The organism is Paracoccus yeei ATCC BAA-599 (genome assembly GCF_000622145.1).
GTDB classification, from domain to species: Bacteria; Pseudomonadota; Alphaproteobacteria; order Rhodobacterales; family Rhodobacteraceae; genus Paracoccus; species Paracoccus yeei.
Genome location: NZ_JHWH01000009.1, coordinates 47236 through 72092 on the forward strand (window position 1 = coordinate 47236; position 24857 = coordinate 72092).

Here is a 24857-nt window from a genome sequence, read left to right on the forward strand (position 1 = left end):
TGGACAAGGGGGCGCAACGCCATGAAATCGCAGGACCAGATCTGGACCGAATGGAAGGCGCTGGTGAACCTGACGCCGTCCGCGCTGCGCGACTGGCTCGAGACCAAGGAAAGCCACTCGGTAGGCCAGGCGCCGCAGGGCGGCGAAAGCATCGGGCACAAGTCCGGGCGCCAGATCGTGACCATCCTGGAAAAGCACAGGGCCGAGCTGGACGACCACGACTGGGCGCACATGGCCCGCGTCGTGGGCTACATCAAACGCCACACCGCCCAGGGCGGGCCGCGCCGGAACCGCGAACACAGCCGCTGGCGCTATTCCCTGATGAACTGGGGCCACGATCCCCTGGCCTGATCTTTCGCAATCGCGCGTGACGGCCCCGGGACATCCGGGGCGGCGGCTGCTAGGGCTCGGGCCCGAACGCCAAAGCCGGTGCCGCGCATGTCCCTTGATCTTATCGGGCCCGACCCCGTCCTGGCCGAAAGCGCGCCGTTCCGCAGCGAATTGATCGCCGGGTTCGAATGCGGGCTGGTTCATGGCGGCAGCCACGACCTGCTGGCGACGACGCGGCATCTGCCGCAGGACCGGATGGGCCAGCATCTAGCCATCGCGCGCGACCACGGGATGCGCACGGTCCGCGACGGTCTGGTGCCCGGCCACAATGCGGTCGAGCGGCTGCGCGCGGCGCAGGCGGCGGGCGTGCAGGGCATCTGGGACCTGTCGCATTACCACCGCAACCGCGATCCGGTGCGCTGCGCCCGGATCGTGGCGCAGGCCGCGCTGTCGGTCCTGGGGCCAGAGCGGCTGTGGCTGTGCCCGGTGAACGAACCCGCGCTTTACCCTCTGATCGCCGGCATGCCCCGGCACGAGGCCGTGGACATGGCCATCACCATGGCGCGGGTGGCCCGCGACCACCACCCCGACGTGGGCATCCTGACCAACGACCCGATCACCGGTATCGGCGAGCGCCAGTTCGAGCCGACCGATGCCATCGTCTCGGCGGTGGCGGTAGACGTGGTGGGGGTGAACTATTACCCCCACACCGCGCGCACGGCGCTGTCCAAGGTGTTGGTCAAGACCTGGCGGCGCTATGGCAAGCCCGTCATGGTGTCGGAAACCAGCTGGCACGACGGCCACCCGGTCCACCACCGCCGCCATCCCGGCTTTCACAAGGGCGCCTGGCTGCACCACGTCCTGGACGAGGTAGCGATCGCGCGCGGGCGGGGCGCCCGGGTCGTGGGGGTCTGCTGGTATCCGGTCATCGACTGCCCGCCCTGGCCCCATCCCCGGTCGCGCAACCGCTGGAGCCATGGGCTGATCCGCCGCGACCTGTCGGTCGATCCGGCGCTTTCGGCCGAGCTGGCGCGGCTGCGGGGATAGGTCCGCACGGTTGGGGCGGCACACCGCGCGCAGGCGGCCGCGGCCCGTGCGATTGCGGTGCCACACCCCTTCCCGTCCCCGGACGGTCGGCCGACACCGGCTTGACGCGACCCGGCCCCGGGCATAGACCCCTGGGCATGAACCGCATGGCGTCCCTTTCGGCCCTTTATTACCCGCTGCCCTGAGCAGCGGAGCGCCTTGCCATGCCACCGCTGCACCGCCAGCGGTTCAGCATGACGACAGCCCTGACCTCTGGCCCTCGTTCCCCCGCAAAGGAAGATCGCCATGTCCACCGCCGCCCCCCGCATCCTGATCCTTGGCTTCGGCGCCTTCGGCCGGATGGTCGCCCGTCACCTGGCACCGCACCTGCCCGTCGCCGTCTGCGACCCGGACCCCGCCGCGCAGGCCCAGGCGCGCGCGGCGGGACTGGCGCTGGCAGAGACCGGGCAGGCCGGCGCCTTCGACATCGTCGTGCTGGCCGTGCCGGTGCCCGCCCTGGGCGACTGCCTGCACCGCATCGCACCCCATCTGCGACCGGGGCAGGTCGTGATGGACGTCTGTTCGGTCAAGCAGGGCCCGGCCGGGCTGATGGCCCAGATCCTGCCGGCGGGGGTCGAGATCCTGGCCTCGCACCCGATGTTCGGTCCGCACAGCATGCCGGGCAGCCTGGCGGGCGGCCGCATCGTGCTGTGCCCGGTCCGGGGCGGGCGCTGGCGCCGGATCGCGGCCTTTCTGCGCGGCGGGCTGGGTCTGCGGGTGATCCTGGCCTCGGCCGAGGAGCACGACCGCCACGCCGCCCTGACCCAGGGCCTGACGCATCTGCTGGCCCACGCGATGGCGGCCTTTCAGCCCCACCCGCTGATCCGCACCCGCAGCTTCGACCTGCTGGCCGAGGCGCTGGACATGGTTGGCGCCGATGCGCCCGAGGTGTTCGGCGCGGTGACACGGGGCAATCCCCATGTCGCACCGCTGTGCGACCGCTTTGCGCGGCTTCTGGTCGCCGGGGCGGGCAGCGACCTGGCCCGGGGATAAGAAATCGGGGGCTGCGCCAGCCCCTGGGCGGAACAACCGCGCCCGCCGCAGGTTGCAAGGGAACCACAACAGCCCTGCAACCGGACCGTTCCGATGACCCGCATCCCCGGCACGTCCACGCCCTTGCCCGAACGGGCGGTATCCCGCGCGCCGGAAAAGGCGGCCCGGCACCGGCGGGGCTGGCCGCTGTGGACAGCGCTGCTGGGCTTTGCCCTGGGCGGGTTCTTCGACGGCATCCTGCTGCACCAGATCCTGCAATGGCACCATCTGCTGAGCCTGGTACCCGGCATGGCGGACCTGCGCCTGCAGGTGCTGTGGGACGGCTATTTCCACGCGCTGATGTATCTGCTGGCGGCGGTCGCGCTGTGGGGCCTGTGGCGCGCGCCAGTCCGGGGCGGAACCTGGGCCATGCTGGGCCTGCTGGCCTGCGGCTTCGGCGCCTGGCATGTGGTCGATGCGGTGCTGTCGCACTGGCTGCTGGGCCTGCACCGCATCCGGCTGGACACCGCCCGGCCGCTGGCCTGGGACCTGGGCTGGATGGTGGGCTTCGGCCTGCTGCCGATGGCGCTTGGCTGGTGGCTGTGGCGCCGACCGCAGGGGGGCCCTCCGCCGTCCGGGCCCGCGCTGGCGATGCTGGCGCTGGCCGTCCTGGGCACGAGCGCCTGGGCCGCGCGCCCGCCGCCGGACCAGCCCTTCACCACCGTGGTCTTTGCCCCGGGGACCGACGCCGAGGCCGCATTGCGCGCCGCCGGCCTGGGGCAGGTCGAACGGGTCTGGAGCGATCCTTCGGGCGTCGCCGTCCTGCGGTTGGGCGACGGTGACAGCGCATGGCGGCTGTACCGGCACGGCGCGATCCTGGTCAGCGGCGCGGGCGTACCGGCCGGCTGCCTGAACTGGTCGCGGGCCTGATCCGCGCCTTCAGGGCGCCAAGGCTTGACGTGATCCCGCGAAGTAGGTAGATCGGTCTACCTAACCCCCGAGGACCGCCATGCACACCCTTCCCCATCCCGACAGCGCGCGCGCCCGGCTGCTGAACGCTGCCGGCCGGCTGTTCTATGCCCAAGGCATCAGCGCGACCGGCATCGACGCCATCGTGCAGCACGCGGGCGTCGCCAAGAAAAGCCTGTACAACAATTTCGCCTCGAAGGCCGATCTGGTGGCGCAATACCTGGTGATGCGCCATGCCGATTGGCTGGAGCTGTACCGCGCCCGGGCGGACGGGGCCGTGCTGCCTCGGGACCGGGTGCTGGCCGTCTTCGACGCCTATCGCGACCACGCCGAGAACGCCTACGAGCAGGGGTTTCGCGGCTGCGGCCTGCTGAACGCGGCGGCCGAACTGCCTACGGGCGACCCGGGCCGCCAGGCCGTGCGCCGCCACAAGGAAGAGGTCGAGGCCCTGCTGGCCGCCCCCCTGGCCGAGCTTCTGCCGCAGGACCCCGCGCGCGCCGCGCGGCTGGCCCGGCAACTGGCCTTTCTGCTGGAGGGGGCGATGACGCGCGCCGGGCTGGAGGGCGGCAGCGCCTGCGTCCTCGAGGCGCGCGCCCTGGCCTGCGACCTGCTGGATTCGCTATGAGCGCGCGGTTGGGCGAGCACGGGTTGGGCGTGGCGGCGGTGCTGTTCGCGGCGCTGGTCTGGGGCACCACGGGCACGATCGCGACGCTGGCCCCAAGCGTCGGCCCCGCCGCCATCGGCGCCTGCGCCATGGGCCTTGGCGGGTTGATGCAGGCCGCGCTGGCCGGCCGCGGCATCCGCGCCAGCCTGCCGGCTCTGGCCCGGCACTGGCTGCTGCTGCTGGCGGGCGGTCTGGCGGTGGCCATTTATCCGCTGGCCTTCTACGGCTCGATGCGGCTGGCGGGGGTGACGGTCGGGACGGTGGTGACGATAGGCTCGGCCCCGCTGCTGTCGACGCTGCTCGAGGTCGCGCTGGATCGCAGCCGGCTGTCACGCCGCTGGCTTCTCGGGGCGCTGGTCGGGGTGTCGGGCATGGTGCTGCTGTGCCTGGCCAAGGGCGGCGCCCATCCCGGGACCGCGGGCGGCGACGCCGCCCTGCCCGGCATCGCGCTGGGGCTGCTGGGCGGGCTGACCTACGCGCTGTATTCCTGGACCGCGCGGCGCGTGATGCTGGGGGGCGTGCGCCCGCCCGTCGCGATGGGCGCGACCTTCGGCATCGGGGGGCTGTTGCTGCTGCCCCTGCTGGTCGCCACCGGGGGGCCGTTCCTGGCGTCCTGGGGCAATGCGGCGGTGGGGCTTTACATGGCCGTGGTGCCGATGTTCTTGGGCTATCTGAGCTTCGGCTATGGCCTGGCGCGCACCCCCGCCAGCACCGCCACCACGCTGACCCTGACCGAGCCGGTGGTGGCCGCGATGCTGGCCATGGCCGTGGTGGGCGAGCGTCTGACGCCGGCGGGCTGGCTGGGGGTCGCGCTGATCGTGTCCTGCCTGGCCATCGTTACGCTGCCCATGGGCTCGCCCGCGCGCAGGGCGCAGCCGCTGCTCGGGACCTGAGCGCGCGGCCCGGAACCTTCGCGGGCCCGCGCCGCTTTGACCTCAGGCGACGGGAAAAGGGGCGGCGCATGAAGATCGGCTATCACACTTCGCACGAACAGTTCGCCCCCTCGGCGCTGCGCGACCTGGCGGTCGCGGCGCAGGCGGCGGGGTTCCAGGCCATCAAGTGCTCGGACCACTTCCAGCCCTGGAGCGCGCGGCAGGGTCAGTCCGGCCATGCCTGGGCCTGGCTCGGCGCGGCGATGCAGGCCACCACCCTGCCCTTCGGCAATATCGCGGCGCCCGGCTATCGTTATCACCCGGCCGTCATGGCCCAGGCGGCCGCCACGCTGGCGCAGATGTTTCCGGGTCGGTTCTGGCTGGCGCTCGGCAGCGGCGAGGCGGTGAACGAGGCGATGACCGGACTGCCCTGGCCCGACAAGGCCGAACGCAACGATCGGCTGCGCGAATGCCACGACATCATCCGCGCCCTGCTCTCGGGCCAGGAGGTGACCCATCGCGGCCGCGTCACCGTGGTCGAGGCGCGGCTGTGGTCGCTGCCCGACCGGCCCCCGCCCCTGCTGGCCGCAGCAGTCACCCCGGAAACCGCGCGCTTCGTGGCGCCCTGGGCCGACGGGCTGCTGACCGTGGGGGGCGACCGCGACCAGCTGCGGCGGACCCTCGCGGCCTTTGCCGAGGCCGGCGGCGCCGGCAAGCCCGTCCATGTCCAGCACGCCCTGTCCTGGGCGCCGACCGAAGGCGAGGCCCTGGCCCAGGCGCTGGACCAGTGGGCGCCCGCCGCCGTCGGTGGAGAGGTCAACTGGGACCTGCGACGGCCGGCCGACTTTGACCGGCTGGGCGCGCTTGTCGGCCCCGACCACATCCGGCAGGCGGTCCGCGTCTCGGCCGATCCGGGCGTGTTGCGCGCCGATCTGGACGCCTTCCGCGACCTGGGCGTCGATACCGTCTTTCTGCACAACGTGGGTCGGAACCAGCAGGCCTTCCTGGACATGGCGGCGCGGCACCTGCTGTCGGACTAACGCCTTGGAACATATCGCAGGCCTGGGGCGTTCGGGCCCAGGACAGCAGCGGGCGGACAAGACGTGGCACCCAGGGCGAACTGGAAAGGCTTTCTGCGGATCGGCGAAGTCAGCTGCGCGGTCGCCCTTTATACTGCCGCCTCGACATCCGAGCGCATCGCCTTTCACACCGTGAACCGCGCGACGGGCCACCGGGTCCGGCGCGAATTCGTCGATGCCGAAACCGGCCGCCCGGTCGAGCGCGACGACCAGGTCAAGGGCTACGAGGTCGCGCAGGGCGACTATGTCATCCTTGAACCCGAGGAGGTCGCCGCCGCCGTCCCCGACAGCGACAAGACGCTGGAGGTTTCGGCCTTTCTGCGCTGCGGGGAAATCGACCAGGTCTATTTCGACAAGCCGTATTACCTGGCCCCTGCCGACAAGGCCGCCGAGGAAGCCTTTGCCCTGATCCGCGAAGGCATGCGCAAGAAGGGTGTCGCGGCCATCGCCCGCACGGTGCTGTTCCGCCGCGTCCGCACCGTGCTGATCCGCGCCCATGACGAGGGGATGATCGCGACCACGCTGAATTTCGACTACGAGGTTCGCTCGGCCAGCGAGGCGTTCAAGGACATTCCCAGCATGCGCATCAAGGGCGAGATGCTGGAACTGGCCGAACACATCATCAGGACCAAGGCGGGCGAATTCGACGTCACCGCCTTTGACGATCGTTACGAATCCGCGCTGGCCGAGCTGGTCAAGGCCAAGGCCGAGGGCCGCAGGATCCGCCCGCCGAAAGCCGCGCGGCGCGAGAAGGTCGTGGATCTGCTGGACGCCCTGCGCGAAAGCGCCGGCATCGACAAGAAGCCGCGCGCGCGCAAGCCTGCCACCCGCAAGAAGCCGGCCCCGGCGCCCAGCAAGAAGGCGGGCTAGGTGATGGCGCTAGAGACCTATCGCAAGAAGCGCAATTTTTCCGCGACCCCCGAGCCCGAGGGCCGCGCGGGCAAGACCGGCGGCCGCAGCTTCGTCATCCAGAAGCACGATGCGACCCGGCTGCATTACGATTTCCGGCTGGAGATGGACGGGGTGCTGAAAAGCTGGGCCGTGACCAAGGGACCATCGCTCGACCCCGGCGAAAAGCGGCTGGCCGTCCATGTCGAGGACCACCCGCTGGACTATGGCGATTTCGAGGGCACGATTCCCAAGGGCCAATATGGCGGCGGCACCGTGATCGTCTGGGACCGCGGCACCTGGTCGCCCATCGGCGACGCTGAGAAGGCCTATGCCAAGGGCCATATGGAATTCGAGCTGCATGGCGAAAAGCTGTCCGGGCGCTGGCATCTGGTCAGGATGCGCGGCAAGTCCGGCGAGAAGCGCGACAACTGGCTGCTGATCAAGGGCGACGACGACCAGGCCCGGACCGAAGGCGACATCCTTGAGGAACGCCCGGAATCCGTCAAGACCGGCCGCCAGATCGCCGAGGTGGCCGAGGGCGTCGAAAAGCCCGCGCGCAAGCCTGCCACCCGCAAGGCCGCCGTACACAAGCCTGCCCCGCGCAAGGCTGCGGCAAAAGACGCAGGCACGCCCGCCGTCAAGGGCGCCAAGCGCGGCGCGCTGCCCGATTTCGTGCCACCGATGCTGGCCACGCTGGTTTCCTCGGCCCCTTCGGGAAAGGAATGGCTGCACGAGATCAAGTTCGACGGCTATCGCCTTCAGGCGAGGGTCGAGGATGGCGCGGTCCGCCTGCTGACGCGCAGCGGACTCGACTGGTCGGAACGCTTCGGGGACGGCGTGCTGAAGGCCCTGGCCGCCCTGCCGGTCGAGACGGCGCTGATCGACGGCGAGCTGGTGGTCGAAGCCGGCACCGGCGCCTCGGACTTTTCGGCGCTGCAGGCGGATCTGAGCGAGGGGCGCAGCGACCGCTTTGTGTTCTACGCCTTCGACCTGATGCATCTGGACGGGATGGATCTGCGCGGCGCCGCGCTGGCCGAACGCAAGGCCCTGCTGCAGCCGCTGCTGGCCGAGGCCCCGGATACGCTGCGCTACAGCGACCATTTCGCCGAAAGCGGCGACATGGTGCTGCAACATGCCTGCCGGCTGAGCCTGGAAGGGATCGTCTCGAAGCTGGCCGACAGCCCGTATCGCGCGGGACGGGGCAAGGCCTGGGTCAAATCGAAATGCTCGGCCCGGCAGGAATTCGTGATCGGCGGCTATGTCCCCTCGACGGTGTCGCCCAAGCTGATCGGATCGCTGGTGCTGGGCGTGCATCAGGGCGGCACGTTGCGCCATGTGGGCCGCGTCGGCACGGGCTTTTCCGCCGCCGTGGCCGCGGACCTGTTCCGGCGGCTGGAACCCATGACGCGCAAGACCAGCCCCTTTGACGGCAAGCTGACCGCGACCGAGGCCCGGCAGGTCCGCTATGTCGAACCCGAACTGGTGGCCGAGGTCGAGTTCCGAGCCTGGACCGCCGACGGCCACCTGCGCCACGCCGCCTTTCGCGGGCTGCGCGAGGACAAGCCCGCGGCCGAGATCGTGCGCGAGGAACCGAGAGCGGGCGCAAAACCCGCGGCACCCCCACGCCGCACGGTGCGCCTGAGCCATCCCGATCGCATCTACTGGCCCGACGCCGGCGTCACCAAAGAGGGGCTGGCCGATTACTATGCCGAGGTCTGGCGCCACATCGCCCCCCATGTCGTCGGCCGCCCGCTGGCGCTGCTGCGCTGCCCGGGCGGGATCGACGGGCAGAAGTTCTTTCAGAAGCACGCCTGGAAGGGGCTGAACCCCAGGATCGTGCAGGTCAGGGACCCCAAGGACAAGGCGGGCGAGCCCCTGATCGCCATCGAGGACCTGGACGGGCTGATGGGGCTGGTCCAGGCCGCCGCGCTGGAAATCCATCCCTGGGGTTCGACGCTGGCCAGTTGGGAAAAGCCGGACCAGATCGTCATGGACCTGGACCCGGGCGAGGGCGTGCCCTGGACCCGGGTGATCGAGGCCGCGCTTGAAATCCGCCAGCGATTGAAGGATGCGGGACTGGCATCCTTCGTCAAGACCTCGGGGGGCAAGGGGCTGCATGTGGTGGCGCCGCTGAAGCCGCAGGCGACCTGGCCCACGGTCAAGAGCTTTACCAAGGCCCTGGCCGACAGCATGGCCAAGGACGACCCCGACCGCTATGTCGCGACCGTCGCCAAGTCCAAGCGGCAGGGCAAGATCCTGATCGATTATCTGCGCAACCAGCGCGGGGCGACGGCCGTTGCGGCCTATTCGACACGGGCGCGGCCCGGCGCGCCGGTCTCGACGCCGCTGGATTGGGACGAACTCGGTCCCGATATCGGACCGGCGCATTTCACGGTAGCGAATCTGCCCGCCCGGCTGGCCGCACTGACAGACGATCCGTGGGGCGGGTTCCGCGCCGCAGCCGTCCCGCTGCCCACCCGCAAGCGCTAGCGTTTCCGGCCGCGGGTCTCGGCCGCGATGCTTTTCTTCAGCGCGTCCATGATGTTGACGACATTGCCCTCGTCCTCGGCCGGCTGGGCGGACTTGGCGCGGGCAGGGCGCTTGCGGCCCTTTTTCTGCTTGGCGGCGATGATTTCATGCAGGCGTTCCTGCACCGGGTCGCTCGCCATGTCCGGTGTCCAGGGCCGGGTTCGGTCGTCGATCAGCCGCGTCACCAACTTCATCAGGTCGGGTTCGGGCTTGGCCGAGCCGATCCGGCCGAAGTAATCCTCCTCGGGCCGGACTTCGTCGCCATAGCGCAGGGTCCACAGCACGATGCCCCTGTCATGAGGCTGCAGCATCACCGCGCGTTCCCGCCGATACAGCACCACGCGCGAGATGCCCACGGTCCCCGTCGCGGCCATGGCGTCGCGGATGACGCTGAAGGCTTCCTCGCCCACCTCGTCGTTCGGGACCAGGTAATGCGGCTTGTCCTGCCAGATCCAGCCGATGGAATCGTCGGGAACGAACATCTCGATGTCGATCGTGCGGGTGCTTTCCAGGGCAACCGCCTCAAGCTCGTCATCCTCCAGGATGATGTAATCGTCGTCGCCCCTGGGATAGCCCTTGGCCAGATCGTCGTCGTCCACGGGCTTGCCGGTCGCCCCGTCCACATAGCGGGTGACGACACGGTGCCCGGTGCGGGCGTTCAGGGTGTGGAAGCGCACCTTTTCGTTTTCACTGGTGGCCGGCATCATCGCCACCGGACAGGTGACCAGCGACAGCTTGAGATAGCCTTTCCAGAACGACCGTGGCGCCATGACCCCCCACCCCTCGACAGGTCCAGCGGAACGCCCGCGGAGCGCAGGGGTTCCGGCGCGAGAGTCCGCGCAGAACATCCCGGAACATTCCGGCAGGCGCGGGGTTCCTTCCCCGTCCCGGCACGGCCCGGGGCGGGAAAAGATCAAGGTAGGGAGGATGACATGAGCTATTTGCGACTGTTGGCGGCGGGGGCGGCGCTTGCGCTGGCCGCTCCGGCGGCCCATGCCGATTGCGCCGCCGATCTGGCTGCGCTCGAGGCCGGGTCCGGCGGGGCCCAGGGGGGCGGCATCGCCAAGGACGGGACGACCGCCCCGCTGGAAGGGGCCGAGGGCACGCAGACCGGCACCACCTCGGGCGGAGAGACGACGGGCCCCGCCGCGACCGGCGCCACGTCGGCCCCCGCGGCGGCCGGCTCGGACACCGCAGCGGCGGGCAGCGGCGAGGGCGGCGGCATTGCCAAGGACGGCTCGCACACGCCGCTTGAAGGCCAGGCCGGCGGGTCCCAGGACAACGTCGCGATGTCTGGCGACGATGCCCAGGCCCAGCAGGAAGGGGCGCCCACGGCCGCCGAACAGGCGACTGGTGGGGGCAGCGACATGCGCGCCGCCGCGATCAAGCGCGCACACGAGGCCCTGGCCGCCAATGACGAGGACGCCTGCCGCAAGGCACTTGAGGAAGCGGCCGCCATGTAGGGGCTCCGGGTCCCGCGGCCATCCCGCTCAGGCCGCCGCCACGCGCGGAACCGGCACCAGCAGGGTCGGGACGATCCCAGCAGCACAGACGGGTCAGAACAGCCAAAAGGACGGACGACGTGGGCCATGCGGGCCCTCGGCCTCCCTGCGTCAGCGCGCTTCTTGATCAGGCGCAAATTCGTGACGGAACAAATTCCGTCCCTGCGGCTTGATCGGCAGGAGGACGTGCCATGGATGACCGCATGAAGCGCGAATACGAGCCTGACGACCCTCGGCTGCGCCGCGAACACGGACAGGGCGAACACGAGGGCGCCCCTCATTCGCCCGAGGAATTCGACGTGATGAACCCGGCCCGGCAAAAGCCCGGCAAGGACGACGACGCGCAGGAACAGCTTTAGCCGCGCAGGTCGTCGCCTTCGGTGGGGCCGATCCCGGGATCGCCCGCGCCCTGGAACGGATGGCAGACGGCCCCTTCGGGGGCCGTTTCGCTTTGCCCGTTCAGGATCGCGGCCAGCCAGTCCGTGTTCAGGATGGATTCGATCCGCACGGCATCGTTCCGGTCCCGGTCATCGATCTGACCCTGGCCCCAGACATGCAGCCCGACGGCCTGCCCCTGGGCATCGACCACCGGCCCGCCCGAAAACCCTGCCAGGGTCGATGCGTGGTGCATCAGATAATCGGCGACGGGATAGGTCGTCGGATAGATCCTGGCCAGGCTGGTCAGTCCCGGCGCGACGCAAAGCCGGTCCAGATACTCCCAGCCGAGCCCGTCATAGCGCGGGTGCCGCGCCACCGGATAGCCCAGCACGCAGATTTCGGCATTGTCACGGGCGTGGTCGGCCAGCGGCAGGGGCTCGACCGCACCCTCGACCAGGAACAGTGCAAGGTCCTGCGGGGCAGAGCAGACCCAGCGCCTGAGCCTTAGCATGCGGCCATCGGGCAGGATCACCGAGCAGGGCGGATTGATCCGGGCGACATCGGCCGCCTTCATCAGCACCGTTCCCTGCGGGACCAGCAGCTGCAGCACATGGCCGGCGGTGATGAACAGCGTATCCTGCCCGCGCCGGGCGATGGGCCATACTGTTCCCAGCCCCCTTGTCTTGCCCTGCACGATCCCCCTGATCTGGCCCACGCGGGGCGCCAGGTCGCGCACCACGGACCCCAGCCAGGGCGGAATGAAATCCTGGTCGGGATCGGCGCATGAATAAACCGGCAGCGCATCATTGATGACCGAACGGGACAGATTGGTTTGCCGCCGCGATCGGGCCCGGGTGGCGGGTTTCGGTTTGTCATTCATGACGGCACCTTTCCGAAAAAGGCATCCCCCAGACCCGCACCTGATTCATGATTGCGACAATAGGCGATTCGTGGCAACGTGGATTGATAACCGCATCCCATTTTCCAATCGTTCCTGCAGCCAGATCCGCCACGTTATTGTCGTGACGTAATTGAATTGCGGAGTTGCCATGTTTCGGATGCCCATATTCCGGCTTTTGCCGGCTTATGCCGTTTTGGCCTGTCTTGCCCTTGGCGCACCCGCCCGTGCCCAGGACACCCGGGACGCGCCCGACGCGCGGCAATTTCAGGACCGATGCCAGGGGGTCGGCGGCAGTCGCGGCCGGCGGGTCGTCTGCGCCGATGTCGTGGCCCTGGACCAGATGCTGGTCTATAACCGCTTCGGCTCGTTCAACCCCTTTGGCATGATCCTGGCTTTGCGGCGCGACGTCGTGCCGATGGAGGACGACGGCGATCCTGCCCGGACCGATTGCAGCGGGGACACCGCGACCGCCCCGGCCCAGGGAACGCTGTCACCCGGCTCTGTCAGGCTGCGCGACTGCCACCGCCCGCGCCCCCTGGTGCTGCGCGCCAACGTGGGCGATCTGCTTTACATCCACGTCCGCAACCTGCTTGCTCCCGAGGTCGCGGCCGGTCCCCCGGCGACCGAACTGTCGCGCGATTTTTGCGGCCTGTCCGACGACCGCGGCCTGAAACCCACCGACGACCGCAACCGGGCCGAGGTCGCCCCCCATGTCGGACGCGGCACCGAAGCGCAGCGTGAAGCGGGCGAGGTGCTGTGCAAGACCGGGCCGCGGGATGCCGCCTCGACCGTGCTGGCCGAGGCCGACTGGCCGCGCACCCGTGGGCTGAACCTGGTGATCGAAGGGCTGATGCCCCTGGCATTGGCCGATGGCGGCGCGCCGCACGGCGCCTGTCTGGGGCTCGACGCGGTCAAGCCGGGCGACGATTTCACCTGCCTTTACGAGGTGGTCCAGGAAGGCACGCATTTCATGGCCAGCCGCGCCGCGCCCGCCGGCGGCGAGGGCGACGGCGGCAGCATCACGCACGGGCTGTTCGGCGCGGTGATGGCCGAGCGGCCGGGCACGCGCTGGTATCGCAGCCAGGTTTCGCCCGCCGCGCTGGACCTGGCCTGGACGCGCGGCGATGCGACGGGCAAGCCCCGCCACACCCGGCTGGGAACGCTGGACTACGAAGCCCGGAAGGGAACCGTGCCGGTCCTGGCGATGGCCCGTGCCCTGCCCCTGGACGCCGGCGGCGATGCCTCGGCCTTCTGGCAGGCCCGCGCGGTCGAGATCGTCCACGGCGACCTGAACGCCATCGTCTATTGCGATGCAGCCGCGCCCGCCTACAGCCCGGCCCTGTCCTGCCAGACCGAGCCGGACGACAGCCTGACCACGACCGAGCCGACCTATGCCGCCTTTCGCGAATTCTCGGTCTTTTTCCATGACGAGCTGAAATCCTTTTATACCCGCAATTTCCAGGAGCTCGCGCGGTTCGGCCAGCTTGCCGGGGTGCGCGATGGATTTGCCATCAATTACGGCGCCAGCGGCATGGGCACGATGCTGCTGGCCAATCGCAAGGGAATAGGTCCGGCCGCGAATTGCATGGAGTGCCTGTATGAGGAATTCTTTCTGACCTCATGGGCGAATGGCGACCCGGCGCTGCTGGAATGGTATGCCGATGATCCGTCGAATGTGCACCATTCCTATTTGAACGATCCGGTGGTGTTTCGCAATTTCCACGCGGGCCCCAAGGAGACCCATGTCTTTCACCTGCACGCGCACCAGTGGTTCGCCGGAAACGATCCCGGACGCGGCAGTTATCTGGACAGCCAGACGGTCGCGCCAGGTCAGGGCTTTACCTACAACATCTATCACGGCGGGCGGCGCGACGGGCAGGGCAAGTGGTATGTGGGCGGCTCGGGCAACCGCAACCGGACGGTGGGGGATTCGATCTTTCACTGCCATCTTTACCCGCATTTCGCGCAGGGCATGTGGGCGCTGTGGCGCGTCCACGACGTGCTTGAGGACGGCACCCGCAAGCTGCCCGACGGGCAGGCGGAACCCGGCATCTCGGCCGAGATCCGCTCGACCACCGACCTGACCCGCCATCGCCCCGGCAGCGTCGATCCCGACAGCGGCGCCTGGATCAGGGGCGGCACGGGCACGCCCATTCCCGCGCTGGTTCCCCTGCCTGGCGATCCGCTGCCGCCGCTGCCGACCTATAACGGCGAACGCGATGCCAAGGCCCAGCCGCCCCGCACGCTGGAAAACGCCCCGCGCCGGGGCGCGGCCAGGGGCGCGGCGGGATCGGCGGCCGGGGGACCGGAACGGGTCCTGCGCGTCCAGGCCGCCCCGCCCCCGCCGCCAGCCGCCCTCGAACCCGTGACCGCCGGCAAAGCGGCCCCTGACGCAGCGCCAGAAACGGCACCCGAAACCGCGCCGGCGGCCTCGATGCCGGGGTATCCGTTCTACATCGCGGGCCAGCCCGGGCACCGCCCGCCGCAAGCGGCCAAGGACATCGCCCGCGCGCCGGACCCCCGCTTGCTGGGCGACCCGGACAGGGGCGGGCTGCTGTCCGGGGGATTGGGCCGGCATGTCGTCCTGTCGTCCGGCCGCAAGCCCGGCATCGCCCTGTCCCCGCAGGTCGAGGCGATGGACCGCGACCTGCAGGCCCGGCTTGCCGACGATCCGCTGGCACAGACCGACCGGGCCGCGCGCCGCGATCTGGAACGGCTGCGCAGCCGGATCGTCGCCAAGGCCCTGGCCATGGGCGACATGACCGCGCATCTGACCGACACGACGATCCAGCCGCTCGACCCCGAAGGCACCGCCCTGGAGCGCGCGGCCCAGCAGTTCCACGCCGCCGAAAGGGGCCCCGCGCTGTTCACCGCCCTGGGCGAGGCCGTGGTCCCCGCCCGGGGCGGCTATGAGACCCCGCTGGCCCCCCGGCCCGGCGCGGCGGTCTCGGCGGCCCGGGGGATATTTCTGGTGAACGGCGCGCCGCCCGCGCCCGGCGCGCCCTTTGCCGACCCCTGCGGCGGGGTCCGGGACCGCGACGGCCCGGTCATGGGCACCGACCCGCTGACCGGCCGCGACAACTATGTCATCGACCCCGCGCTGACCGCCTTTCGCCGCTACGAGGTTTCGGCCGTGCAACTGGACCTGGTGGTGAACCAGGCGGGATGGCACGACCCGCAGGCCCGCATCGACGTGCTGACCGCCAGTTCCTGGCAGTTCAAGGACGGCGGCACCCCACCCCTGCCCCATGACGCCACACCCAGCGATGCGGACCGCGAAGCAGCCGCCCGGGCCGGAGACGCCACGCGCGGGCGCATCTCTCCGACCGTGCGCGACGATCAGGAGCCGTTCTTCTTTCGCGCCTTCTCGGGCGAGTGCATCGAGTTTCGCCATACCAACGAACTGCCCAAGGAACTGGACCTGGACGATTTCCAGGTCCGTACGCCCACCGACACGCTGGGCCAGCACATCCATCTGGTGAAGTTCGACGTGACCGCGTCGGACGGTTCGGGCAACGGCTGGAACTATGAGGACGGGACCTTTGCCCCCGACGAACTGATGGCCCGGCGCTGCGCCGCCCGCGAGACGCTGGCCGGCAACCCGGCCTGGGGCTTTGCCGACCCGCCCGATGCCGCGCTGTGCGCGGCGATCGAACAGGGCTCCACGCCTCTGGCGCAGATCTGGCGCCTGCCGCTGCACGGCCAGACGCAGACGCCGGGCGGCACCTGGCTGGACAACCGGACGCTGTTCCAGACCACCGTGCAGCGCTGGTTCGCCGACCCGATGCTGACCCGGACGGATGGAGACGACCACGACCGGACCATGCGCACGGTGTTCAGCCATGACCATTTCGGCCCGTCCTCGGTCCAGCAGCACGGGTTCTATACCGCGCTGCTGGTCGAACCGAACGAGGCGCCCGACCCCGGCGGCGCTAACAAGGGCACCCAGGTCTGCGACGGGCGCAGCGACGACTGCCTTGTCGCCCCGACATCCGCGCAGCGCTTTGTCCTGCAGCACGGCGAGCCGCTTCTGGTCGGCGGGCACAAGCGCCTGCTGTTCCCGGCCACGACGCAAATTCCCGCGGACCCCGATTACCGCGAATTCGCCCTGGCCATCGCCGATTTTGCGCTGCTCTATTCCCCCCGCGACCGCGAGGACGAGGATGAGGCCCTGACCGGCACAGGCCGCGCGCGCGAAGGGATGGACCATCTGCATTGCGAGATGGCGCTGGCCGCGACCGGCCGCAGGGCCGAGATCGCCGCGATCTGCGGCGAACCCGACCCTGCCGAGCCCGAGGCCGACGCCTCGCCCGCCGCATGGGCGGCGCTGTCGGACGGGCTTTTGTCCACGGCCGACACCCGGGGCCTGCGCGACCATCTGCTGGCCTATCGCGGCCGCGCCGCATCCCCCGACGGGGTGGCCCTGGAAAAACGGCTGGCCCGGCCGGTCGCGGCGCCGTCGCGGCCCGAGTCGATCTCGGTCGATCATCACGACCCGTATCTGGTCAACTATCGCCATGCGCCCCTGCCCCTGCGGCTGGCCAGCGACGACGGCCGGCCATCGGACGATTGCCGCCCGCGCGGGATGCGTTTTGCCGGCCTGACCGAGGGTCCCGGCACGGCGCGCGCCGACAGCGGCAGCGACATCGTCTCGGACCTGTTGGCGGGCGCGCTGCCCCGGTGCAGCTATGGGGTCCAGCTTGCCGGCCTTGCGGGCGACGTCGGCCGCGCGCTGAGTTCCTGGGACGCGTCGGGCCGCCCCACCCGCGACCCCGAGACGCCGCAGCTTGAGGCCTATGCCGGAGAGCGGCTGATGCTGCGCCTGGTGCAGGGCGCGCAAGAGGTGCAGCATGTCTTCAACGTGGCGGGGCTTGCGGGGCCGCGCAACATGGACCAGCGGTTTTCGCAAGGCATGCGGGCGCTGGCCGTCAGCGCCCCGCCGGCGCGCGCGGCCTGTTTCGACAAGATGCGCCAGGGCTTTCCGACCCGCTACGACCGCTGGCTGGACAATCCCGCCGGCGCGACCGATCCCGCGTTCAAGGGCTTCGAAAGCCTGCTGGCCGGCTGCGACAACCCCGAGGGCTATACCTTCGGACAGGAGGTCGGCATCTCGGAGCATTTCGAGTTTCGCTCGCGCCTGCGGTCGGACATCTCCAGCACCGAAAGCCTGCAACCTCCGCAGACGGTACTTATGGCAGAAAGGGTGGGGGTGGACGATGCCCCCAGCCCGGAAACCGGCCATGGCGGCATGTCGGACTATCTGTGGAATTTCGGCACGCTCGACGCTTTCTGGAACGGCGCCTGGGGGCTGATCAGGGTCTATGCCGATCCATCGGGCCGCGCGGCTGCCCTGCCAGGAACCGACAGGCCGCTTGTCCCCGTTAACCGCAAGACGGCACCGGAAACCGAGGCAGGGACGGGGCGGAAGCTCGAGATCGCACCCCCGCCGAAAACAGATCCCGACCGGCCGCTGCGGGAATACCTGGCCAGCATGGGCGGCACCTGTCCCCTGCACCCCGGCAGCATGCAGCGCGCGGCCCTTGTCGTCGCGCTGCGGACGGCCGATGTCTGGCCCCGGGGCACCGATTACGGCGGCCACCGCCGGGACCCCGGCGGGATGATGCTGGCGCTGCTTGCGCCCGATGCGCTGGGGGGCCAGCGCGACTTCCTGCGCGACGACGACTGGCGCCAGCCGCTGCGGCGCGAGGATCTGACCGCGGCCGTCCTGCGCGCCTATGCCCGGCCCGAGCCCTTCGTCCTGCGCGTCCATGCCGGCGACTGCGTGGTGCTGCGCTTTGTCAATGCGCTGTCCGAGGCCGACCTTCGCCCCGCCTTGGGCGATGCGCTGGCCCCCCGGATCACGCCCCTGAGCCTGGACCCGATCCCTGCGGCGGGCCGCACGCGAACCGCCGGCATGACCGAGGTGCGGGGCGAGTTGCAGCCGACCACCCGGCCGGTCGAAGGATTGCGGCCCTCGGCCCGGGTCGGGCTGAGCGTCGGCCTGCCCGGGGGCGATCTGATCCGCAACCTGCCCCTGGGCTACGGCGTCAACGCGGTCGGGATGGAGCCGGGGATGACGGTCTCGAAGGTCTTCCGCTTTTACGCCGGGCGGACGCGGGTCGTGTTCACGACCTCGATCGACGATGACATCGACGACGCGGTCAAGGCATGGAACCTGGGCGGCACAATCCCGACCCTGCGCCAGACCGGTCCGGGCGATCACCATTTCCGGGTGCTGGGCCGCCGCTATGCGGTGTGCGAGACGAGCGAAAACTGCGCGCCCTTCGACGCGGACACCAAGCTGCGGATGCAGGCCCAGGCCTCGGCCCGGTTGCAGAAGCACATCCATTTCATCCCCTATGCCTATGGCCCCGTCCCGGTCCGGGTGACGGGAGACGTGATCACGCAGACCGTGCACGGGCTGTTCGGGGTGATCGACGTGCTCCCCCAGGGCTGGCCCATCGACGATGCGATCGGCCCGGCCATGACGCAACCCGCGCTGGACAGGCAGGCGCAGGCCGCGATGGGCGGCGGCCCCTATCACGGCGGCTGGCGGACCGGCGCGGTTCCCCGCGATTTCGGCGCACCGGCGGTGTTTCCGACCGCAAGGCTCGATCCCGGCAGCGACGCCACCACCCGGCTGCGCGAATTCGTGATCTTTTTCCAGGACGGGCTGAACCACCGCGACGACCGCTCCCGGATCCGCTGGTCCTGGAAGCCGGGCACCGGGACCGGACCGATCCCCGCCCTCACGCCCGACTGCCCGATCTGCGATGACAGCTACGACCGGGGCGAACAGGGCGTCAGCTATCGCAGCCGGCCCTTTGCCAGCCTGCTGCGGTTTGGCGACATCGACGGCAATGGCCGGATCGAGGCCAGCGACGACCTGAACGCCGTCACCTTCCCGCCGCGCTTCCTGGCGGGGCAAAAGACCCTTTCCGGCAACCGCACGACCGAGGAGATGCTGACCGGAGACATGGCGCCCCTGACCCTGCGGGCCTGCACGGGCGAACAGGTGGTGATCCGGGTGGTCCATCCGGGCGGCCGGGCGCGGCAGCGGTCCTTCGTCATGAACGGGCTGGGCTATGACGACCTGTTCCCGGGCTTCGGCTTCCCGAACTCGGCCCTGGTCGCGCCGGGCAAAAGCGTCTCGGCCTGGCTGCATCCGCCACAGGTTCTGGGACCGGATGGCGCCCGGGTGCCGGTCCGGGGACGGGTGCTGTGGCACGACGGAGTCAGCATGATGATGGCGGGCGGAACCTGGGGCCATGTCGATTTCGAAGACTGCCCAAGGGGGCCGTGAATGGCGCGGCGCCGGCGAGCATCGGTTCTTGCGCTGGCGCTGCTGCTGGCAGCCGGGGCGGCTGGTGCCCAGCCGGCCCTGCGCGCGCCCCTGACGGCCGAGGTGCGCTTTGCCGATGCGCTGACGGGCGCGCCCTTGGCGCAGGTGACGCCGGGCGTGCCCTTTGCCGTCGAACTGGCCTTTCGCGCCGAGGTGGGCAGCGTCCCTGCTGACCTTGCCCCGCTGGCCTGGGTGCGGCAGCGCGACGACACCGACCTGCCCTGCGCCGAAAGTGCCGCCGCCTATCGCGCGGCGGGACGGGCCGCGCTTGGCAGCGTCGATCTGAACGGGACCGTGCTGGGCGTCGTGGCGCGGGACGGCGCCTTCACCATCCTTGATCCGCAGCGGTCGCTGGGCAGCGCCAACCTGCTGGCGGCGCGGCGCTTCCAGCCGGCGCCCACGTCCATCGGCGCCGACCCGCGCCGGGCGGAATTCCTGCTGTCCCTGCCCGGAAGCGGGGCGAAGCGGGGCGAGGTGGTGGCGATCTCGGCCCATGGTGCGGCGCGGGTGCTGGCGGATGGGCTGGACCGGCCTGGGGCGCTGGTCGCGGCGCGCAGCGGCGGCGCCTGGCTGATCGAGCGCGGGACGGGCGATCTGCTGCGCCTTGGCGGCGCGGGCGACCTGCGGCGCCTGCCGCTGGGGGCGCGGGCCATTGCGGGCGACGGCGGGGGCGAGGCCCTGCCGGCGCGGCGCGTGGCGGTGCTGCACGGCACGCTCATGTCGGTGCTGGAGCCGGACGGCGCGGTGCTGGCGCAGGTCGCGGCGCCCGAAGCCTTGGCCGTGGGACTGACGCCCGATGCGGCGCTGTGGCTGTCGCCCGGGGGCCTGAATGTCCTGTGGCTGGACGCGCCCGCCGCACCTGCCGTGCTGGCCCTGCCGGGACAGTTCGACCGGCTGGCGGTCGGCCCCGACGGGCGCATGGTCTATCTGTTCGCCGCGGGCCGGACGGGGTTCGCGGTCCTCGACCTTGCGCGGGGACGGGTGGTGCAGGGCGCCGGCACCGAAAGCCCCGTGGCCGAGGTGGCCTTTCTGTCCGACACCGCCGTCCTGCGCCTGGCCGACCAGTCGGCGGTCGGCGTGATGGACCTGCGCACCGTCGCGCCGGGGACCGAGGCCATCGTCGGCCGCGTCGCCCTGGGCCCGCCCCGCCCGGCGGCCGAGACCGCGGGTGCCCGCCTGCTGGTTCCCCTGACGCCAGAGCCCGCCATGCTGGCGATCCATGCCGAAAGCTATACCGGCTTTGTCGTCGACCGCCGCAATGCCGTCAGCGGCAAGCCCCCGATGGAGGCGCTGCGCCTGCGCGGCGGCACGCCCATGCTGGTCCAGCCGCTGGATCGCGGGTTGCGGCGGGTGGCGGGCGACCGTTTCCAGGTCTCGGCCAGCCTGCCCGCGCCGGGCGACTGGGAACTGGTGGTCAGCACCGGCATCGGCCAGGGCGCCTTTTGCGCCGTCGTCCCCGCGCCCCCTGCCCCGTCGCAAGCCGTATCCGCCCCGGGCCTGATCCAACCCAGGCCCGAAGGGACAAAGGGGCTGCGGCTGGTCTTTACCCGTGCGGGCGGGGAACCGGCCTCGGGCGTCAGGGGGGTGGTGGATTTCGCGACCCTGACCGGCAACTGGCGGATGCGCCGCCCCTTTGCGACCGACCAAAGCGGGATCACGCTGGAAAGCTATGACCTGAGGGCGCATCTGCCGGTGGTGGTGACCCCCCGCCCCGGCCCCGGCGCGTTCCAGCTCCTGGTGATCGAGGCCATGCCATGAAGAACCGCCTGCCCTGCGCCCTTGCGGCCCTGCTGTTGGCCTGCCCGTCCCAGGCCGCCGAGACCCCCGCCGCGGCGATGGCGCCCTCCGGGCTGGACGAGCGGCTGCTTTTGCCCGATGTGGCCTTGACCGACCGGCATGGCGGGACCCAGGGCCTGGTGTCGCGCTATGAGGACGCGGGACTGGTGCTTTACGGCTTCATTTACACCAACTGCACGGAAAGCTGCGGGCTGACGATTTCCGTCATGGGGCTGGTGGATATGGACCTGCAGACGACGGAGGCGCCGGACTTGCGGTTGGTCTCGGTCTCGGTCGATCCCTGGCGCGACACCCCGGCGGTGCTGGACGAGGTGGCCGAGATGGTGCAGGCCAGTCCCGGCTGGGACTGGGTGGTGGCCACGCCGCAGGCAACGCCCTTGCTGCTTTCGGCCTTCGGGCTTGAGCCCGGCCCGCCCGAAAAGCACGGCGCGCTTTATGTGCTGGGCGACCTGCGCCGCGGGATGTTCTGGCGCCTGCCCGGCGATGCCCAGCCGCACGAGCTGATCGCGATGGCGCGCCGCTATGGCACCGCCCATCCGCCATGACGATGCGGTCCGTGTTGACGGTGCTGTTCCTGCTGGGCGGGACGCCTGCCGACCCCGACAAGGCACTGCCGGGGGCCGAGACCTACCGCAACGGCGCCGGGCTGGTCGCGCATCTGGGCAGCCTGGAGGGACCAGCGCTGCCGCCGGGACGGTTGACCTGCGCGGGTTGCCATGGCGTGGACGGCGGCGGCGGGACCGAGGGCCGGGCCCCCGCCGTCCGCTGGCCGGTGCTTGCCGCGCCCACCGACGACCGCCCGGCCTATGATGCGCAGGCCCTGGCGCGGTTTCTGGCGCAGGGCGTGACGCCTTCGGGCCGGCAGATCGGGGCGGTGATGCCGCGCTATGACGTGCCGCCCGACCGTCTGGCGGCGCTGGTCGCGCATCTGCAAGCCCTGGGCCAGGCCGAGACGCAGGGGATCGGTGCGACGACCATCGCCGTCGCCCTGCCCGATGCGCCGGCCGAGCGCGCGGCGGCGCTGGCCGCCATCGCCGCCTTCAACGCCGAGGGCGGCGCCTATGGCCGCAATGTGATGCCCGGCGCCCCCGCCTTCCTGGATCTGGGGATGGTCGCCCGTGACCTTGCCCCCCGGTTGCGGCACGCCGAACAGGACCGGCTGGCCATGCTGCTGCGCGAGGACGACGCGCTGCACCCCCTGCCCGATGCCCTGCCCGCGCCGCCCGAAACCCTGCGGCTGGCCGCGACGCTGGACGCAGCCGGGCCGCGCCTGCCCGCGATCCTCGCGCGGCCCGGCACGCGGATCACCCTGGTGGGTCCCGCCGCCGCATCGCTCGACTGGGCGCTGGCGGCGGGGCAGGACGCCAGCGCGGCCCATGTCCATGCCGCGGTCGTGCTGGCGCTGGCGTTGCTGCGCGACGAAGGCCGCCAGCCCCAGCGCAGCCGCCTGCTGGACCGGATCGAGGACGCCGACCTGTCGGGCGCCGTCGAGGTCTATCCCGAAACGCCCTGACCCCTGCGCATATCGCAAAGAATGCTGCGCAACCCGCAGCGGCGGCACCGGAACCTTGGGCTATCCTTGATCCTGCGGGTCCCCGTGGCCCGCCAGCAACGGAGGAAACGCCAATGAAGCGCAAGATCGCAGCCGGAATCCTTGTCCTCGCCACCTTGGGCCCGCAGGCGCCGGCGCTTGCGGTCGAACCGGAGGCCTGCCAGGCCCCGCGGTTTTCGGACGTGGGCTGGACCGACATCTCGGCCACCACGGCAACCTCGGCGCTGGTGCTGCAGGCCCTGGGATACAAGCCGGACATCCAGATCCTGTCCGTCGCCGTCACCTTTGAATCGCTCAAGCAGGGCGACACCGACATCTTCCTGGGCAACTGGATGCCACTGCAGGAACCGATCCAGAAACCGCTGGTCGAGGCGGGCGCCATCGAGGTCGTGCGCGCCAATCTGGACGGCGCGCTGATCGGCTTTGCGGTCCCCGAGACATCCTATCAGGCGGGACTGAAGACCTATGCCGACATCGCCAAGTTCAAGGATCAGCTGGGCGGCAAGATCTATGGCATCGAGGCCGGCAGCAGCGCGAACACGACGATCCTGAAGATGATCTCGGAGGACAGCTTCGGCCTGGGCGGGTTCGAACTGGTGGAATCCAGCGAACAGGGCATGCTGGCGCAGGTGCAGCGGGCGGTCCAGTCCGGCGGCGACATCGTCTTTTTCGGATGGCGGCCGCATCCCATGAACGTGCGCTACGACATCGAATACCTCACCGACGGCAACGACGTGTTCGGCCCGAACGACGGGGCCGCCACGGTGATGACCAACACGCGCGCCGGGTTTTCCAAGGACTGCCCGAACCTGGGCAAGTTCCTGTCGAACCTGGCCTTCACCGTCGAGGCCGAGGACCTGATGATGTCCTATATCCTGGATGACGGGATGGAGCCCAAGGCCGCCGCCGAACGCTGGCTCAAGGACAATCCGGGCGTCCTGGAGGGCTGGCTGGACGGCGTGACGACGGTCTCGGGCGAACCCGCCTTGCCCGCCGCCAAGGAGGCCCTAGGGCTTTGATCCCCGCCGCGCGGCCGAGGGCGCCTGCCCGAACTGTCGCCTGAACGCCCGCGACAGGCCGGCGACGGACGAAAACCCCGTCCGCACGGCGATTTCGGCCATCGACAGGTCGGTGTCCATCACCAGTCGCCGCGCCGCCTGAAGGCGCAGCGACTGGTAATAGGCCCCGGGCGAGGCCTGGACCGCGTCGCGAAACAGGCCTTCCAGCGTGCGAGTCGAACAGTTCACCCGGGCCGCGATGGCGCGGATCGGCTGGGGCGCGTCCAGATGTGCCTCCATGATGCGGATGGCCGCGGCAACGCGCCGTTCCATTCGCCCCACCCGCCCGAGCGACACCAGCGGCTGCGCATCCGAGGGCAGGCGAACCTCTTCGTAGACATAGAGGCTGGCGACGTTCAGCGCCGTGCCGAAGCCCTGGCGCGCACGGATCAGCGCCAGCATCACGTCAAGCGCAGGCGCGGCACCCCCTGTGGTCAGGACCGGGCCGTCCACCACCCAACGGTCGGGGATCACCTGGACATGGGGAAAGCGCGTCGCGAAATCCTCGAGATCCTCCCAGTGGGTGGTCGCCTTGCGCCGGTCCAGAAGCCCCGCGAGCGCCAGGACCCAGCTACCCGCCTCGACCCCGGCAACCATGCGGGCGCGGCGCGCGGCGCGGCGAACCTGGGACAGGACGGCGGGCGTCGCGTGGCGGGCCACGTTGAAGGCCGCGACGACCACCAGCAGGTCGCAATCCTCGGCGGCGTCCAGAGCGCCGTCCACACCCACCGGCAGGCCGCAACTGGTCGCCACGGGCCGACCGTCCAGCGACAGCACCCGCCAGCGATAGGCCTCAGCCCCCGAGATGCGGTTTGCCGCCCGCATCGGATCCAGGGTCGCCGCAAGGCTCATCAGCGATGCCTCGGGCAGGATCAGGATCGTCACCTGCAGCGGCCGGTCAGAGGGTTGAAAGATCATGCCTGCGCAAATCGCCA

The 24857-nt window shown here is 70.5% G+C and carries 19 protein-coding genes; 16 read left to right on the plus strand and 3 right to left on the minus strand.

The genetic code is table 11. The features are described from left to right. Positions 1–21: 21 nt before the first annotated feature. The 9 genes from BU28_RS0106425 to ligD all read left to right on the plus strand — a co-directional run bounded on the left by BU28_RS0106425 (position 22) and on the right by ligD (position 9353). Positions 22–351, plus strand: coding sequence for a DUF3140 domain-containing protein (locus BU28_RS0106425; RefSeq protein ID WP_028718741.1), 330 nt, complete (start codon positions 22–24; stop codon positions 349–351). 87 nt (positions 352–438) lie between these two features. Further along, the gene (locus BU28_RS0106430) at positions 439–1377 is read left to right on the plus strand and encodes a glycosyl hydrolase 53 family protein (protein WP_028718742.1); all 939 of its coding nucleotides are present in this window, start codon (positions 439–441) and stop codon (positions 1375–1377) included. Between the two features lie 285 nt (positions 1378–1662). After that, positions 1663–2409 (plus strand): prephenate dehydrogenase, encoded by a 747-nt coding sequence (locus BU28_RS22200; RefSeq protein ID WP_036762179.1) that lies wholly within the window; start codon positions 1663–1665, stop codon positions 2407–2409. A 93-nt stretch (positions 2410–2502) separates the two neighbouring features. Continuing rightward, the gene (locus BU28_RS0106440) at positions 2503–3318 is read left to right on the plus strand and encodes a DUF2243 domain-containing protein (RefSeq protein ID WP_081791287.1); all 816 of its coding nucleotides are present in this window, start codon (positions 2503–2505) and stop codon (positions 3316–3318) included. A 79-nt stretch (positions 3319–3397) separates the two neighbouring features. After that, complete coding sequence (locus BU28_RS0106445) at positions 3398–3982, plus strand: TetR/AcrR family transcriptional regulator (protein WP_028718744.1); 585 nt, start codon at positions 3398–3400, stop codon at positions 3980–3982. Continuing rightward, positions 3979–4914, plus strand: coding sequence for a DMT family transporter (locus tag BU28_RS0106450; RefSeq protein ID WP_028718745.1), 936 nt, complete (start codon positions 3979–3981; stop codon positions 4912–4914). Before BU28_RS0106445 ends, BU28_RS0106450 begins: the two co-directional genes overlap by 4 nt. Before the next feature lie 68 nt (positions 4915–4982). Further along, positions 4983–5933, plus strand: coding sequence for a TIGR03885 family FMN-dependent LLM class oxidoreductase (locus tag BU28_RS0106455; protein ID WP_028718746.1), 951 nt, complete (start codon positions 4983–4985; stop codon positions 5931–5933). 63 nt (positions 5934–5996) lie between these two features. Continuing rightward, positions 5997–6842: a non-homologous end joining protein Ku gene (gene ku, locus BU28_RS0106460; protein WP_028718747.1), complete on the plus strand. Its 846-nt coding sequence runs from the start codon at positions 5997–5999 to the stop codon at positions 6840–6842. A 3-nt stretch (positions 6843–6845) separates the two neighbouring features. After that, entirely contained in the window at positions 6846–9353 is a 2508-nt protein-coding gene (gene ligD, locus BU28_RS0106465) for a DNA ligase D (RefSeq protein ID WP_028718748.1), read from the plus strand. Here the strand turns inward: ligD and ku (BU28_RS0106470) are convergent. Continuing rightward, positions 9350–10162, minus strand: a complete 813-nt coding sequence (ku, locus tag BU28_RS0106470; RefSeq protein ID WP_028718749.1) for a non-homologous end joining protein Ku — start codon at positions 10160–10162, stop codon at positions 9350–9352. The two genes, ligD and ku (BU28_RS0106470), sit on opposite strands and share 4 nt — an antisense overlap. Before the next feature lie 162 nt (positions 10163–10324). Here ku (BU28_RS0106470) and BU28_RS0106475 point away from each other — a divergent pair, with 162 nt between their 5' ends. Together BU28_RS0106475 and BU28_RS25280 are read left to right on the plus strand one after the other, a co-directional pair. Then, the gene (locus BU28_RS0106475) at positions 10325–10855 is read left to right on the plus strand and encodes a hypothetical protein (RefSeq protein WP_028718750.1); all 531 of its coding nucleotides are present in this window, start codon (positions 10325–10327) and stop codon (positions 10853–10855) included. 230 nt (positions 10856–11085) lie between these two features. Continuing rightward, positions 11086–11253 carry a hypothetical protein gene (locus BU28_RS25280; RefSeq protein ID WP_155992519.1) on the plus strand — a complete coding sequence of 56 codons (168 nt, stop codon included), beginning with the start codon at positions 11086–11088 and terminating at the stop codon, positions 11251–11253. Here the strand turns inward: BU28_RS25280 and BU28_RS0106485 are convergent. Next, positions 11250–12152, minus strand: a complete 903-nt coding sequence (locus BU28_RS0106485; protein ID WP_028718751.1) for a S1 family peptidase — start codon at positions 12150–12152, stop codon at positions 11250–11252. The genes BU28_RS25280 and BU28_RS0106485 overlap by 4 nt on opposite strands. A gap of 169 nt (positions 12153–12321) precedes the next feature. Here BU28_RS0106485 and BU28_RS26030 point away from each other — a divergent pair, with 169 nt between their 5' ends. From BU28_RS26030 to choX, 5 genes are all read left to right on the plus strand, one after another. Then, the gene (locus BU28_RS26030; protein ID WP_028718752.1) at positions 12322–19476 is read left to right on the plus strand and encodes a cupredoxin domain-containing protein; all 7155 of its coding nucleotides are present in this window, start codon (positions 12322–12324) and stop codon (positions 19474–19476) included. Then, positions 19477–21273, plus strand: a complete 1797-nt coding sequence (locus tag BU28_RS0106495; protein ID WP_028718753.1) for a hypothetical protein — start codon at positions 19477–19479, stop codon at positions 21271–21273. Continuing rightward, positions 21270–21857 carry an SCO family protein gene (locus tag BU28_RS24125; RefSeq protein WP_028718754.1) on the plus strand — a complete coding sequence of 196 codons (588 nt, stop codon included), beginning with the start codon at positions 21270–21272 and terminating at the stop codon, positions 21855–21857. The genes BU28_RS0106495 and BU28_RS24125 overlap by 4 nt, the downstream gene beginning before the upstream one ends. Then, positions 21854–22825, plus strand: a complete 972-nt coding sequence (locus tag BU28_RS0106505; protein ID WP_143809763.1) for a c-type cytochrome — start codon at positions 21854–21856, stop codon at positions 22823–22825. The genes BU28_RS24125 and BU28_RS0106505 overlap by 4 nt, the downstream gene beginning before the upstream one ends. Positions 22826–22938: 113 nt before the next feature. Further along, positions 22939–23883: a choline ABC transporter substrate-binding protein gene (choX, locus tag BU28_RS0106510; RefSeq protein ID WP_028718756.1), complete on the plus strand. Its 945-nt coding sequence runs from the start codon at positions 22939–22941 to the stop codon at positions 23881–23883. Here choX and BU28_RS0106515 read toward each other — a convergent pair. Beyond that, positions 23872–24840, minus strand: a complete 969-nt coding sequence (locus BU28_RS0106515; protein ID WP_028718757.1) for a GlxA family transcriptional regulator — start codon at positions 24838–24840, stop codon at positions 23872–23874. The genes choX and BU28_RS0106515 overlap by 12 nt on opposite strands. Between the last annotated feature and the right edge of the window lie 17 nt (positions 24841–24857).